The following is a 14,826-nucleotide window of genomic DNA, read 5'->3' as shown; positions in this document are numbered from 1 at the left end:
GGGCCCGGACATCTGATCGAGACACAAGACAAAGGACGCCTCAGCCATATGTCGCCGCAACCCGCCATCAAGAGCCGCCCCATTTACCCGGGCCTCTGGATCGACGAGGCCGCCCGCCGCCATTTGGTCGCCGCCGAAGGCGAGGGGGCGCTGGCCGTCATCGAGACCTTTTCCCGGTCTCCCGAGGCGCTGTCGCGCACGACGCTGGTCTACACGCCCGGCGGCTCCGCTGGCGAAGATCGGGCGGCCCGGCTCGAAGCGCTGGGCGCCGACGCGTTCCATCTCGCGCCGTCGCAGCCGACCGCGCTCATCCGGCTGAAGGGCCTGCTCGCCACCGCCACCATGGGGACGAGGCTCTACGTCGCGGGCGGCGAGGGCTTTATCGGATCGGTGGTGGCGGCCGGCGTCGCCCACGGCGTCGACCACTATTCCATCGTCACGGAACATCGCGGCTCGCTCGCGCGCCGCGTTCAGTGCGTCCACTGCAAGGGCATGACCGAGAACGTCACCGTCTCGCCCTTCGTCTGTTCGCATTGCGGGCTCAATCTGTTCGTGCGTGACCATTTCTCCCGTCGGCTCGGCGCCTTCCAGGGCGTGGTCATCGACGCCGAAGCCCCCGGCGACATTCCCGCGCCCGAGGAGCTCTACCCATGAGCGGCGGCCTCGAGATCAAAGTCCGCGTCGCCGAAGTCGAGCAGGCGACGGACAGCGTGAAACGCTTCCGGCTGGCGGCCGCGGACGGCGCGCCGCTGCCGATCTATTCGGCCGGCGCGCATGTCGTCGTCACGATGGCGGCGGACGATCGCAAGATCAAAAACCCCTACTCGCTGATCGACCGGGCCGAGGACGGCTCGAGCTACCGCATCGGCGTGCTGCGGACCCCGCAGTCGCGCGGCGGCTCGACCTTCATGCATGAGCGGGTCTCCGTCGGCTCCGAGCTCTCGATCAGCGTGCCGGTGAACCTGTTTCCGCTCGTCCGGACGGGCCGCAAGCACATCCTCGTGGCGGGCGGCATCGGCGTGACGCCGATCTACGCCATGGCGGACGAGCTCAGGCGCCAGAGCGCGGCCTACGAGGTGCATTACGCGATGCGGTCGGCCGCCCACGGCGCCTTCGCCGACGAACTGCGCGCGAGGCATGGCGAAAAGCTCCGCCTCTACCGGGACGACGTCCGCGAAGTCCTGGCGGTCGAGGAGATCCTCCAGAATCAGCCGCTTGGCACCCACCTCTATGTCTGCGGTCCCGAAGGCATGATCGAACACATCCTCGCCGGCGGTCGCGCGGCGGGCTGGCCCACGGAGAACCTGCATTCGGAGCGGTTCGCCGCCCATGTCAGCGGCGCGCCGTTTTCGGTCACGCTGGCGAGGGCCGGGATCACCACCGAAGTTCGGCCGGACCAAAGCCTGCTCGAGGCGATCGAGGAGGCCGGCGTCGACGCCCCCTATCTCTGCCGCGGCGGAGCCTGCGGCCAGTGCGAGACGACGGTCGTCTCCGCGGACGGCGAGATCGTCCACCACGATCATTTCCTCACCGAGGAGGAGCGCGCCTCGGGCCGGAAGATCATGACCTGCATGTCGCGGTTCAAGGGCCGCGAACTGGTGCTCGACCTGTGAGGATGGCGTCGCACACCTCGCCTGCGTGCTTCGAGACGCGCTCCTGCGGAGCGCTCCTCAGCATGAGGAGCGGGGAGGATGGCAGGCGCAAACCTCCTCATGCTGAGGAGGCCCGAAGGGCCGTCTCGAAGCACGCAACGCTGTCGATCCTACGCTTCCATCAGTTGAACGGAGCCGCCCGATGACGATCCAGTTCAAGACCGAGACGTTCCGCGACGACTTCACCTTCTCGAACAGCCCGGAGGCTATTCATCGCTTCCCGTTCCCGTTCGACAAGGACCAGTACATGTACGCGGTCAACATCGAGCAGCACATGCCGGGGCCGCCGAAGTCGGCGACCGAGTTTCCGATCGACATCGACGAGCACTACGTCGCGGAGATGGAGGATCGGGCGCTGGTGCTGAAGGCCGATCCGCTGCGCTGCCAGTCCATGCCGCACATGATCACGGCGGAATGGGACCTGGTCGAGCTCCTGATGGAGTCGATGGCCAAGCACTATCCCGAGCATTTCTCGCTGACGCGGGACGGCGACCGTTGGCATTGGATCAACCGGCCGCTCGGCCTCGACCAGCGCTTCACCTTCGGCGACGCCGCGACGCTTCCTTACCCGCCCATGGAGTACGTCACGCGGCAGTGCCAGGGCGACTTCTGTCTGCTCGACCAGCGCAACGACAATCTCTGGATGGACGCCGGCATCGTCACGACCCAGGCGGACTGGTCGCTCGACTTCGACATGGGCATGAACTTCATGGAGTGGCACGCGCCTGTGCCGCTCGCCCATGATCTCGGCGTGTTCGACCGCGCCCTGAAATTCATGCTGAACCTGCAGCTTGGCCGCCCCGTGCGACGGCTCAACTGGACGATGACGGTCAATCCGCGCCTCGACACCAGCCCCGAGAACTACCACAAATGGGGCGTCGACCGGACGACCGTCACGCCGGAGAACGTCGGCGACAAGGTGCATCTGAGGGTCGAGCTGCAGGCCTTGTGGCGCCTGCCGCGCTCGAACGCGATCGTGTTCTCGATCCGCTGCTACCTCATCAAGATGAACGAGCTCGTGACGGTGCCGAAATGGGGCCGGCGGCTGCACCGGGTGCTGCGCGACCTGCCTCCCCAGCTCGCCGACTACAAGGGCCTGACGCGCTACCGCGAGATGACGGTCGACTGGCTCTCGAAGCACGACGACGGCGCGCCGACCTCGCCGGGCTTCTTTCCGGACTGACCTGTGGGAGCAGGGCCGCAGCCCCGACCGCGCGCTTCGAGACGCCTCGGCGCTCGCCGCGGTCGCTCAGCATGAGGAGCGTTCGAACCCGGGCGTCCTCCCCGATCCTCGTCCTGAGGCGGCCCGCAGGGCCGTCTCGACGGACGCAGCTCCGCCGATCCACCCCGCCGACCCAGAGCAAGAACAAGGTGACACGCCCATGAAGCCCGAAGACCTTCCGCGCCAGTCGATCCTCAACGAACGCCACAAGGCGCTTGGCTCCAAGCTCGACGGCGAGTGGAACGGCATGCCGCTCGCGCAGACCTACGCCACCGACCCCTATGAGGAGGTCACCGCGACGCGCAGCCGCGCCGGCCTGATCGACGTGAGCGCGCTGCGCCTGATCAACGCCGTCGGCCCGGACGTGGTGAAGGTCCTGAACCAGATGCTGACCTCCGACGTCGACAAGCTGAAGCCGGGGCAGTCGGCGATCTCGAACATCGTCAACGAACAGGGCCATCTGATCGACGACGTGCTGATCTACCGCAACGGCCCGACCGACTACCGCATCAGCCATGGCGGCGGGTCGCTCGAAGACGTCATCGACGGGTTCTTCGCGGGATCCGACGCGACCTGGACCAAGGACGACGACACCCATGTGCTGTCGCTGCAGGGCCCGCGGGCTCTAGAGATCCTCGACCCGCACACGCCGATGGACCTTTCGACGATCAAGTATTTCGAGCACGCGCCGTCGACCCTGTTCGGCAAGCAGGTGACGCTCGCGCGCGGCGGCTATTCGGCCGAGCGCGGCTACGAGGTGTTCTGCAAAGCGGCCGACGCGGTCGAAATCTGGGACAAGATCCTGGAGGCCGGCGAGCCGTTCGGAATCATGCCGACGTCGTGGACCTGCCTCGACACGGTGCGGCTCGAAGGCGCGTTGCTGTTCTTCCCGTTCGACATGCCGAGGGGCGACGAAACCCCGTGGGAGGTCGGCGCCGACTGGTCCGTCGACCTTGAGAAGCCGGACTTCCACGGCAAGGCGGCGCTCGTCGAGAAGAAGGGCAAGGAACGGGTCGCGAATGTCGGTCTCGAGATCGACGCGCATGAGGCCGTCGAGGCGGGGGCGAAGATCTTCAAGGACGGCGAGGAGGTCGGGACGGTGAACTCGACGATCTACAGCCAACACCTGATGAAATCGATCGCGCTCGCGCATGTGCCGCCGGCCTTGAAGGCCTGGGGAACCCTGCTCGAAGTGCGCTCCGCCCTCGGGACGTTCCCGGCGCACGTCGTCCGCACGCCGTTCTACGATCCCCATCGCATCCGTACCCATCCGCTGGAGGAGCGGGCCGGCTGAGCCGCGATCCGCGCGGTCGTCCGATCACGAGTTTGTGATAAGTCGGACGGCCGCGATTGCCGCGCCAATGGGCGAAAGCGCAACAAATGTGCAGTCCCGATCGCGGATTGATTACGGCGGTGGCAGTAAACTGAAGCAAGTTTTTGTAGTCCACGACCGACGATGCTAAACTTTTAGTGTAGTCGCGCTTTGAGGCGCGAGCGCGCCACTCGATCGACGGTCGCGATGCGATCGGCGGCGGATATTGTCCGTCCCGAGCCGTACAGTCGCGTCTGCCGACGGGGGAGTGAACAGTCGGAGACGGGGATGACGGACCAGCTAACTGCGCTGACCACGATCTTCACGGAGTTTTATTTCTTCCTGACGGTCGTTCTGATGTTTTTCATCCATGTGGGCTTCTGCATGTATGAGGTGGGCGCCGCCCGCGTGAAGAACGTTCAACATACGCTGCTGAAGAACACTATGGCGATCCCGCTGGTCGGGCTCTGCTTCTTCCTGTTCGGCATGTGGATCTACATCGCCTTCCAGGGCTGGCCGGTGAACTCCCTGTCGCTCAGCTTCTCCACCGGCTTCGAGCCGTGGTCGGAGAAGATCGCTCCCAACCTGTCGGATCGGATCTCCGGGGTGTTCTGGGCGGCCTTCGCGCTGTTCGGCATGACCGCGGCCTCGATCGTTTCGGGATCGCTGATCGAACGCACCAAGACTTCGGCCTTCTTCATCATCGCGATCTATGTCGGCGCGATCGCCTGGGTCGTTCCCGCCGCCTGGGGCTGGGCCGGCAATGGCTGGATGTCCCAGTATCTCGGCTTCCACGACCAGTACTGCTCCGCGGTCCTGCACTCCGTCGCCGGCTTCGCGACCCTCGGCGTGCTGATGCATCTCGGTCCCCGCATCGGCAAGTTCGCGCCGGACGGCACGCCGCGCGAGATCCCGCCGCACAATCCCTGGCTGGTCACGATCGGCCTGTTCATGATCTTCGTCGGCTTCTGGGGCTTCTACGCCGCCTGCCACGTGCCGATCGCGAACGTCGCCGCCGAAGGCGCGCCCGCCTACTTCACCGCCACCAACATCTATGGCGTGCCGATCACGCTCTCCGGCGTCACCATGAACTTCCTGCTCGCGCTGTTCGGCGGCATGGTCACGGCGTACGTGATCTCGAAGGGCAACCCGTTCTGGACCTATTCGGGCGGCCTCACCGGCCTGATCAGCGCCTCGGCGGGCAACGACTTCTACCACCCCGTCATCGCGCTCATCATCGCCGTCGCCGGCACGGTGATGGCCTACAAGATGCACTATTGGGTCGAGCGCAAATTCAAGATCGACGACGCCGTCGGCGCCGTCGCGGTCCACGGCTATTGCGGCCTGTTCGGCGGCGTGGTCGCGGGCTTCGCGCTGTGGGGCTATCCGGCCGTCATGCCGTCGGCCGGCGTCGCGGTGACGCTGTCGGAAGGCGCCGGCTGGTTCGGGGCCAACGCCGAGGGCCTGCCGATCGTGACGCCGATCGGCAACCTCATCGGCTCGCTGATCTTCGCCATCGGCTTCGGCTTCGTGCCGGGCTGGGCGCTCGGCAAGGTGCTGAACGGACTCGGCATGCTCCGGGTGCCCCCGGAAGTCGAGCTTCACGGCCTCGACGGCAAGCACATCCCGGAGACCTATCCCGCGTCGTCCGGGCTGGAGGCTGAGTTCGAGTCCATCCAGCGCGCCGAAGCCAAAGCGTAACCCCCTTAAGCTCAACCGAACACAGAAAGGTTCAGGCACATGAGCACTGGCATAACCTCACTCGCCAACCTTCCGGAAATGGGCGCGATCTATCCCTTCGCAGGTTTCGAATGGTTGTTCGCGCTCATCATCCTTGGCTTCACGATCTATTTCGTCATGAGCCAGATCAAGATGGAGCAAGGCGACATCGACGAGGAACTGGCGGCGCCGCAGATGGCGGCCGCTCCGGCGGAATGACGCGCGCGGGGCTTTCGCCCGTGTGCTGACGAGATGAGGCGACGGGCGGCGTCCGAACGGATGTCGCCCGTCGCGCGCTTCGGCCGCGATACCAGGAGCGGGAGACCGCAAGGCCGTTCCTGCGCGGCTCGGAGCGCCGGGCGCGTTTCGCCGCGGCGGCGCGCAAGCCGCCTCACCGAGGGGAAAGCCGAACGACATGACCTATCGAACGACCTTCGGACAGACGAGCTGGGCCTTCGCCGATCTGAAGGACCTGATGGCCAAGGCCACGCCGCCGCGCTCCGGCGACATGCTGGCCGGGATCGCCGCGCAGAGCGCGGAGGAGTGCGTCGCGGCCCGCATGCGTCTGGCCGAGGTCCCGCTCGTCGCGTTTCTCAACGAGGCGCTGGTGCCCTACGAGGACGACGAGGTCACGCGGCTCATCATCGACACGCATGACGCCAAAGCGTTCGCAGGCGTCTCCCACATGACGGTCGGCGACTTCCGGGACTGGCTGCTGTCGGACTTCGCGACGCCCGACGTCCTCACCGCGCTTGCGCCCGGCGTGACGCCGGAGATGGCGGCCGCCGTCTCCAAGATCATGCGCAACCAGGACCTCATCCTGGTCGCCCGCAAGTGCCGCGCGATCACGAAGTTCCGCAACACGATCGGCCTGCCCGGCACGATGGCCGTGCGGCTGCAGCCGAACCATCCGACCGACGACTTCAAGGCGATCACCGCCTCCATCGTGGACGGGCTGCTCTATGGCTGCGGCGACGCGGTGATCGGCGTCAACCCGGCCTCCGACAGCGTGCCGATCATGCTCGAGCTGTCGAAGCTGATGGACGAGATCATCACGCGCTTCGACATCCCGACGCAAAGCTGCGTGCTCACCCATGTCACGACCTCGATCGAGCTCGCCGAGAGGGGCGCGCCGATCGACCTCGTGTTCCAGTCGGTCGCCGGGACGCAGGCCGCGAACAGCTCCTTCGGGATCGATCTCGCGACGCTGAAGGAGGGCTTCGACGCCGCCGCCTCGCTGAAGCGCGGGACCGTCGGCGACAACGCGATGTATTTCGAGACCGGCCAGGGCTCCGCGCTGTCGGCGAACGCCCATCACGGCGTGGACCAGCAGACGCTCGAGGCGCGCGCCTACGCCGTGTGCCGGCCGTTCAAGCCGCTGATCGTCAACACCGTGGTCGGCTTCATCGGCCCTGAATATCTCTATGACGGCAAGGAGATCATCCGGGCCGGCCTCGAAGATCATTTCTGCGGCAAGCTGATGGGCGTGCCGCTCGGTTGCGACATCTGCTACACGAACCACGCCGAGGCCGACCAGAACGACATGGACACGCTGTTGACCCTGCTCGCGACGGCTGGCGTCAACTTCATCATCGGGGTGCCGGGCGCCGACGACGTCATGCTGAACTACCAGTCGACGTCGTTCCACGATCAGCTCTATGTCCGCGAGGTCACGGGGCTGAAGCGCGCGCCGGAGTTCGAGGCCTGGTGCGCCGGGATGGGAATCACGGGCGCGGACGGACGGCTGAAGCCGCAGACCGCGTCGCAGCCGATCCTGCTCGCGGCGCCGAAGGTCGCGGCATGACGTCGGTCGTCGAGGACGTCTGGGGCGAGCTCGCCCGCCTGACGCCCGCCCGCATCGCGCTCGGCCGCTCCGGCGTCGGGCTGCCGACGCGCGAGGTGCTGCGCTTCTCGCTGGCGCACGCAAAGGCGCGCGACGCGGTCCACACGGCGCTCGACGCTGACGCGGTCGAGGCCGCGATCGCCGCGCTCGGCTTCGGGACGCTGCGGGCGACGTCGGCGGCGCCTGCCCGCGACGCCTATCTCCGCCGGCCGGATCTCGGCCGCCGCCTCTCCGACGACAGCCGCGCCGCCCTGACGGAGCGCGCGGCCACGCCCTGCGACCTCGCCTTCGTCGTCGCCGACGGCCTGTCCTCTTCCGCCGTGGCGGCGCAGGCGGAGCCGTTTCTGGCGGCGATGAAGCCGTGGATCGCCGCGGCCGGGTGGTCGGTCGCCCCGGTGGCGGTCGCGACGCAGGCGCGCGTCGCGATCGGCGACGAGGTCGGCGAGCTCCTTCAGGCGCGCGCCGTCGTGGTGCTGATCGGCGAGCGGCCGGGCCTGTCGTCGCCGGACAGCCTCGGCGCCTATCTGACGATCGATCCGAAGCCCGGCCGCAACGACGGCCAGCGCAACTGCATCTCGAACATCCGGCCGGACGGCCTGTCCTTCGAGCTCGCCGCCTTCAAGCTCTCCTGGCTGATCGAGCAGGCGCTGAAGCGCGCGCTGACCGGCGTGAAGCTGAAGGACGAGAGCGACCTGATGCTGGTCGCCGGCCGGCCGCCGGCGCCGGCATTGCCCGCCGCTCAGTAGCGCTTGTAGCTCAGGAACTTGCCGGACATGGCGAGCTTCACGCGGTCGCCCTTCTGGTCGGGCTGGCGCTCCATCGTCATGTCGAAGTCGATCGCCGACATGATGCCGTCGCCGAACTCCTCCTGGATCAACTCCTTCCAGGTCGTGCCGTAGACCATGACGAGCTCGTAGAACCGGTAGATCAGCGGGTCGGTCGGGGGAATCTCGGTGAGCGAGCCGCGATAGGGAATCTCGGTCAGCAGGATCTTCGCCTCCTCAGGCAGATCGAGCAGCTCGGCCGCCTTCTCCGCCTCGTTGGGCTCCAGCTTCATCTGGCCAAGCAGCGCCGCGGTCACGACGATCGGCGAGGTCGAGACGGAGACCTTCTCGTGGATCTCCTTCCAGGTCAGTCCCTTCATGCGCTTGGCGGACAGCACGAGTTCGGTCACGTCGGCGCGGATCATGGCGCGGTTCTCCAGTGGCGGGGTGAGCGGTCGGGTTAAATCAGGCCGTGACGGGCCGGGCCGCGCGGTCGGCCGCCGGCGGCGCCGCTTCGGGGCGCACGACCGGCGGCTTCCGCGGGTCGTAGGTCCCGCCGGCGATCTCGCTCGCGAAGCTTTTCGAACGGGTCACCAGGAAGTCGAGCAGATGGTTCCTCAGCGCGTAGTAGTTGGCGTGCTTGTGGATGTCGGTCCGCTTGCGGTCCTTCGGCAGCGTGTTCTCGACGATCTCGGCGATGCGGGCGCCGGGGCCGTTGGTCATCAGCACGATCTTGTCGGCGAGCAGCATGGCCTCGTCGACGTCGTGCGTGATCATGAAGACGGTCTGGTCGGTCGCCGTGCAGATGCGCCGGACCTCGTCCTGCAGGCTGCCGCGCGTCAGCGCGTCGAGCGCTGAGAACGGCTCGTCCATCAGCAGCATCTTCGGCTCGATCGCGAGCGCCCGCGCGATGCCGACGCGCTGCTTCATGCCGCCGGACAGCTCCGACGGCTTCTTCTGCTCCGAGCCGGTGAGATGCACGACGTCGATGTATGTCTGGCAGTGCGCGCGCACCTTCGCCTTGTCCCAGCCGGGGTGGCGCGAGACGACGGCGAAGGCGATGTTGCCCATCACCGACATCCAGGGCAGCAGCGAGTGGCCCTGGAAGATGACCGCGCGGTCGAGGCTCGGCCCCGAGATCTCGCGGCCGTCGACGATCACCGTGCCGGCCGAGGGTTGGTCGAGTCCGGCCAGCACGTTGAGGATCGTGGTCTTGCCGCAGCCGGAATGGCCGATCAGGCAGACGAACTCGCCCTTCGCGATCGGCAGCCAGACGTCCTCGAACACGGTCGTCTCGCCGCCCCCGCGCGCGGGGTAGCGGCGGGCGAGCGCCTCGATGGAGATGAGGGGCTTGGTCATGGCTCCGCCCTCGTCATGGTCCGGCTTGACCGGACCATCCCCGTCAGACGTTGGGCTCCACGCCGCAGATGGGTCCTCCGGTCAAGCCGGAGGACGACGGCGGCGGGGGCGGGGTAGCGGCGGGCGAGCGCCTCGATGGAGATGAGGGGCTTGGTCATGGCTGGCTGAACCCGACTGCGTGCTTCGAGACGCCCCGGCTGGCGCCGGGCCTCCTCAGCATGAGGCGCGTTTGTGTTTCGGCGTCCTGAACGGTCCTCATGCTGAGGAGGCCCGAAGGGCCGTCTCGAAGCACGCAGGCGGCCGATGGGGCAGTCGCAGGGCGAGCCATCCCCGTCACTCCCGATACGCCACGAGGCGGGCGGCGCGGCCGAGGGCGAGGTCGAGCGCCATGCCGACGAGGCCGATCAGCAGGATCGCGGTGATGATGTTGCCGATCGAGAGGTTGTTCCACTCGTTCCAGACGAAGTAGCCGATGCCGGTTCCGCCCACGAGCATCTCGGCCGCGACGATCACCAGCCAGGCGATGCCGATCGAGATCCGCATGCCCGTCATGATGGTGGGCGCCGCTGCCGGCAGGATCACCAGGAAGGCCTTCCGCAACGCGCCGACCTCGAGCGTCGCGGCGACGTTCAGCCACTCCTTGCGGACGCTCGCGACGCCGAAGGCGGTGTTGATCAGCATCGGCCAGAGCGAGCAGATGAAGATCACGAAGATCGCGGAAATGCCGGAATCCTTGATCGTGTAGAGCGCGAGCGGCATCCAGGCCAAAGGCGAGATCGGTTTCAGGATCTGGATGAAGGGATCGAGCGCCCGGTAGACGAGCGGCGACATGCCGATCAGGAAGCCGAGCGGGATCGCGACCGCAGCGGCGATCAGGTAGCCCACGATCACGCGCCCGAGCGAATAAGCGAGCTGGATCCCCACGCCCTGGTCATTCGCGCCGCGGACGTAGAACGGGTCCTTGATCTGCCCCCACATCGTCGCCGCGACGTCGAGCGGCGTCGGGAACGCGCTCTTGCGCCCCTCCGACGCCGCTCCCGAGACGAGCGCGGCGTATTCAGGATCGACGTTTCCGGCGGTTCCCTGCGTCGGCAGCGTGGCGACGTGCCAGATCGCGATGAAGGCCGCAAAGATCGCGACCGACAACAGGCCGGCGCGGAGCGGGAGCGAAGCGGTCATGAACGGACCGCCCTCAAATCCCGGTCCGGGTAGGGACGCGTGATCCTCCACGGTCGTCCCGGGCTTGTCCCGGGACCCAGAACCATCGCCGCCGCCGTGCCCGGCCCGCAGTAGCGGTTCTGGATTCGGGGACGACCCCGGAATGACGCCCGAACCGCCGGCGCCTCGTGTTCGTCACGGCCTTGGCTCACGGACGCGCCGCGGCCGGAACGAGGAGCGTGGGTCATCTCCTCAGGTCCGCTTGATGGCGAAGGAGACGACGTACTCCTCGGGCTTCGAGGCGTCGAACGGCTTGCCCATCACCGAGAAGGTCTTGGTCGTCGAAGTCGGCGGCGTCAGACCGGCCTCAGCCATCAGCTTGGTGGCGTCGGTCGCGAGGAACACCTCCTTCGCCACCCTGGCGTAATCGACGTCGCCCTTGATCTGCCCCCACCGCTTCATCTGGGTCAGGATCCAGACCGCGAAGCTCTCATAGGGGAACGGATCGAAGGCGATGCGGTCGGGGTCCTTCACCACCTTGCCGAGCCCGTCGGCGAAGGTGCCGGTCAGCACTTGCTCGACGACCGTCTGCGGCTGGTTCAGGTAGTTGGTGGGGGCGATCGCCTCCGCGATCTGCTTGCGGTTCTCGGCCTTCTGCGCGAAGGCGGTGGCCTCGATGATCGCCTTCAGAAGCGCCTGATAGGTCCCGGGCATCTCGGTCACGAACTGCTTCGACGCCGAGAACGCGCAGCAGGGATGGCCGTCCCAGATCTCCTTCGACAGCAAATGGATGAAGCCGACGCCGTCATAGACCGCGCGCTGGTTGACCGGGTCCGGCGCGAGGAAGCCGTCGATGTTGTCGGCGCGCAGATTCGCGACCATCTCGGGCGGCGGCACGGCCCGGATCTGCACGTCCTTGTCGGGGTCGACGCCGTGCTCCGCGAGGTAATAGCGCAGCAGGTAGTTGTGCATGGAGTAGTCGAAGGGGACGGCGAACTTCATGCCCTTCCAGTCCTTCGGGTCGCGCTTGTCCTTGTGCTTGACGGCGAGCGTGATCGCCTGGCCGTTGATGTTCTCGACCGCCGGCATCGTCCAGGGGATCGGGTTGGAGCCCGCCCCGATCGAGATGGCGAGCGGCATCGGCGACAGCATGTGGGCGGCGTCGTATTCCTTGTTGATCGCCTTGTCGCGGATCACCGCCCAGCCGGCGGTCTTCACCACCTCGACGTTCAGGCCCTGCTTCTCGTAGAAGCCCATGGGCTTGGCCATGATGATCGGCGTGGCGCAGGTGATCGGGATGAAGCCGACCTTCAGGTCGGTCTTCTCCGGCTTCAGCCCTTGCGCGAAGACCTCGGTCGCAGTCGCAAGCGGGAACAGGGCGTTGATCGCGGCGAAGGCGGTTCCCGCCCCCACCGCCGTCAGAAAGGCGCGCCGGGTGGCGTCATGGGGAAACAGCGCGCGCATCACCGCGCCCTCGACCGCGCCGCGGGCCTGGTCGTCGGCCGACGCGGCGGGGTCGGCTTCATGGTCGGCCTGGCTTGCATGGCGCCCGCAGGCGCAACCACTCGAGAGGCGGTGGCGGGCGTCGAACGGATCCTTGAACAGCGTCATCGTCTGGCTCCCCGAGCGGCTTCGATCGGAGGCGTTGCAGAACGCGTGCCAGCTCGACCGCGGCCCGAACGGCTCTCAGCTTGTTGAGGCGCTTGCCTCGAACGTCGTTCACGAAATATCGTGGCTCACGAATTTTCGTATCGAGGTGACGAAATGTCGTTGGACATGGGCGGCGGGGTCAGCCGCCTCGCCGCGCGCGCCTTCCAGGAGGCGGCAGGCGCCGCGCTGCTCGTCGATCCCGTCGCCGACAGGGTTCTCGACGCCAATCTCGCGGCGCTGGGCCTCCTTGGCGTCAAGCGCGAAGCGCTGATCGACGCCTCCTTCGCCGCGCTCCATCCGGGTCAGCGGCCGGCGCTCGTCGTGTTCTCCGACGCCGTGCTGACGCTTGGCCGCCATTGGACGCGATCGCTGATCCCGAAAACGGCGGACGAGCGGCCGCTCCGGCTCGAATATGAAGGGGTGCGGCTCACCGAAGACGGTCGCGAAGTGATCCTGCTCGCCCTGACCGATCTCGATGAGCGCCGCCGCCGCGAGACCGGCGCCGAAGCCGAGCTCTACATCCGCGACGGCATCGCCGAGTGGCGGAGGGTCGAGCGCTTCTTCCAGGAGGTCGAGCGCGAGAACCAGCTGATCCTCAAGGCCGCCGGGGAGGGCGTCTACGGCGTCAACGCCGACGGCGCGACCACCTTCCTCAACCCGGCGGCCGAGCGCATGCTGGGATGGACCGCGGAGGAGCTCGTCGGCCGCAACATGCACGCGACCGTCCATCACCATCACGCCGACGGCGCGCATTACGCCAATGACGACTGCCCGATCTACGCCGCCTTCCGAGACGGCGCGGTGCACAACGTCACCGACGAGGTGTTCTGGAGGAAGGACGGGACGCCGCTCTGGGTCGAATACACCTCGACCCCGATCCGCGACCGCGGGCTGGTGGTCGGCGCGGTCGTGGTGTTCCGCGACATCGGCGAACGCCGCGAGGCCGACGCGAAGCTGAAGGCCGCGCTCGCCGAAGTCGACGCGCTGCGCGAGAAGCTCGAGCTGGAGAACGCCTATCTGCAGGAGGAGATCCGGCAGGAGGGCCGCCACCGCGGCATCATCGGCAAGAGCGCGGCGATCGAGACCACGCTGCGCCAGATCGAGCTGGTCGCCCCGACCGACGCGGCGGTGCTGATCACCGGCGAATCCGGCACCGGCAAGGAGCTGATCGCGCGCGCGATCCACGAGGCGAGCGGTCGGCGCGAGCGGCCGATGATCCGCGTGAACTGCGCGGCGATCCCGCGCGAGCTGTTCGAGAGCGAGTTCTTCGGCCACGCGCGCGGCGCCTTCACCGGGGCGCTGCGCGACCGCGTCGGCCGCTTCGAGCTCGCCGACGGCGGCACGCTGTTCCTCGACGAGGTCGGCGAAATCCCGCTCGAGCAGCAGGGCAAGCTGCTCAGGGTCCTGCAGGAGGGCCAGGTCGAGCGGGTCGGCGAAGAAAGGACGCGGGCGGTCGACGTGCGCATCATCGCGGCGACGAACCGCGACCTCGACGCCGAGGTGCGTCGCGGAACCTTCCGGCGCGATCTCTTCTTCCGGCTGAACGTCTTTCCGATCCACGCGGCGCCGCTGCGCGAGCGTCCCGAGGACATCCCGCTGCTCGCGCTCCACATCCTCGACCGCCCCGGCCGGACGCACGGGCCGGTGAAGCCGACGCTCAGCGAGCGCGACGTGCGGCGGCTCTGCGCCTATGACTGGCCGGGCAACGTCCGCGAGCTCGAAAACGTCATCGAGCGGGCGGCGATCCTCGGCCGCGACGGCCGATTCCGCATCGATTTGCCCGGGGCCGAAATCGCTCCGAAGGCGTCCCAGCGCGCGGTCGCCGCCGAACCGGCGCTGCTCTCGGAGGACGACCGCCGCGAGCGCGACCGGGCCAACATCGTGCTCGCGATGCGGGCGAGCGGCGGCAAGCTGTCGGGGCCGGGCGGCGCGGCCGAAAGGCTCGGGCTCCGCCCCACGACGTTGGCTTCGCGCATCAAGACGCTCGGGATCGACCGATCGGCGTGGCGGGCGGTCGTCTGACCAGCGCGGGTCGCGGCCGGCGCGATCATGAGCGCGCGTCCGGCGGCTAACCGCATGAAATCTCTGCTATAGTCTGCGCAACTCGAAGGGGCGCGGGGTCGCGCGGCCGCCGCCGGCAGGCGGAC

The 14,826-nt window shown here is 67.6% G+C and carries 13 protein-coding genes; 9 read left to right on the top strand and 4 right to left on the bottom strand.

Annotation, left to right across the window (positions count from 1 at the left end; translation table 11 throughout):
• Window positions 1-48: 48 nt before the first annotated feature.
• From ACO2RJ_RS18520 to eutC, 8 genes are all read left to right on the top strand, one after another.
• Window positions 49-654 carry a dimethylamine monooxygenase subunit DmmA family protein gene (locus ACO2RJ_RS18520; RefSeq protein WP_423269632.1) on the top strand — a complete coding sequence of 202 codons (606 nt, stop codon included), beginning with the start codon at window positions 49-51 and terminating at the stop codon, window positions 652-654.
• Window positions 651-1,613 carry a PDR/VanB family oxidoreductase gene (locus ACO2RJ_RS18515; protein ID WP_423269630.1) on the top strand — a complete coding sequence of 321 codons (963 nt, stop codon included), beginning with the start codon at window positions 651-653 and terminating at the stop codon, window positions 1,611-1,613. Before ACO2RJ_RS18520 ends, ACO2RJ_RS18515 begins: the two co-directional genes overlap by 4 nt.
• Window positions 1,614-1,794: 181 nt before the next feature.
• A complete protein-coding gene (locus tag ACO2RJ_RS18510; RefSeq protein ID WP_423269628.1) occupies window positions 1,795-2,835 on the top strand; it encodes a heme-dependent oxidative N-demethylase family protein in 1,041 nt (346 codons plus the stop codon).
• Window positions 2,836-3,034: 199 nt separating this feature from the next.
• On the top strand, window positions 3,035-4,168 hold the full coding sequence (locus tag ACO2RJ_RS18505; RefSeq protein ID WP_423269626.1) for an aminomethyltransferase family protein: 1,134 nt from the start codon (window positions 3,035-3,037) through the stop codon (window positions 4,166-4,168).
• A gap of 306 nt (window positions 4,169-4,474) precedes the next feature.
• Window positions 4,475-5,887, top strand: a complete 1,413-nt coding sequence (locus ACO2RJ_RS18500) for an ammonium transporter (RefSeq protein WP_423269624.1) — start codon at window positions 4,475-4,477, stop codon at window positions 5,885-5,887.
• A gap of 39 nt (window positions 5,888-5,926) precedes the next feature.
• Entirely contained in the window at window positions 5,927-6,124 is a 198-nt protein-coding gene (locus ACO2RJ_RS18495; protein WP_423269623.1) for a hypothetical protein, read from the top strand.
• A 196-nt stretch (window positions 6,125-6,320) separates the two neighbouring features.
• The gene (locus tag ACO2RJ_RS18490; protein ID WP_423269622.1) at window positions 6,321-7,709 is read left to right on the top strand and encodes an ethanolamine ammonia-lyase subunit EutB; all 1,389 of its coding nucleotides are present in this window, start codon (window positions 6,321-6,323) and stop codon (window positions 7,707-7,709) included.
• Entirely contained in the window at window positions 7,706-8,494 is a 789-nt protein-coding gene (gene eutC, locus ACO2RJ_RS18485) for an ethanolamine ammonia-lyase subunit EutC (protein WP_423269620.1), read from the top strand. Before ACO2RJ_RS18490 ends, eutC begins: the two co-directional genes overlap by 4 nt.
• Here the strand turns inward: eutC and cynS are convergent.
• The 4 genes from cynS to ACO2RJ_RS18465 all read right to left on the bottom strand — a co-directional run bounded on the left by cynS (window position 8,488) and on the right by ACO2RJ_RS18465 (window position 12,640).
• The gene (gene cynS, locus ACO2RJ_RS18480) at window positions 8,488-8,937 is read right to left on the bottom strand and encodes a cyanase (RefSeq protein WP_423269618.1); all 450 of its coding nucleotides are present in this window, start codon (window positions 8,935-8,937) and stop codon (window positions 8,488-8,490) included. The genes eutC and cynS overlap by 7 nt on opposite strands.
• Before the next feature lie 40 nt (window positions 8,938-8,977).
• Window positions 8,978-9,871: an ABC transporter ATP-binding protein gene (locus ACO2RJ_RS18475; protein WP_423269616.1), complete on the bottom strand. Its 894-nt coding sequence runs from the start codon at window positions 9,869-9,871 to the stop codon at window positions 8,978-8,980.
• Between the two features lie 333 nt (window positions 9,872-10,204).
• The gene (gene ntrB, locus ACO2RJ_RS18470; RefSeq protein ID WP_423269614.1) at window positions 10,205-11,050 is read right to left on the bottom strand and encodes a nitrate ABC transporter permease; all 846 of its coding nucleotides are present in this window, start codon (window positions 11,048-11,050) and stop codon (window positions 10,205-10,207) included.
• Between the two features lie 231 nt (window positions 11,051-11,281).
• Window positions 11,282-12,640, bottom strand: a complete 1,359-nt coding sequence (locus ACO2RJ_RS18465) for a CmpA/NrtA family ABC transporter substrate-binding protein (protein WP_423269612.1) — start codon at window positions 12,638-12,640, stop codon at window positions 11,282-11,284.
• A gap of 153 nt (window positions 12,641-12,793) precedes the next feature.
• On the opposite strand from ACO2RJ_RS18465, the gene ACO2RJ_RS18460 reads away from it, so the two are divergent.
• Entirely contained in the window at window positions 12,794-14,701 is a 1,908-nt protein-coding gene (locus ACO2RJ_RS18460; RefSeq protein WP_423269610.1) for a sigma 54-interacting transcriptional regulator, read from the top strand.
• The last annotated feature ends 125 nt before the right edge of the window (window positions 14,702-14,826 follow it).

It is taken from the genome of Hansschlegelia sp. KR7-227 (assembly GCF_049446035.1).
In the GTDB taxonomy this organism is placed as follows: Bacteria; Pseudomonadota; Alphaproteobacteria; order Rhizobiales; family Methylopilaceae; genus Methylopila.
This window is presented reverse-complemented; position numbering and strand designations above follow the sequence as displayed.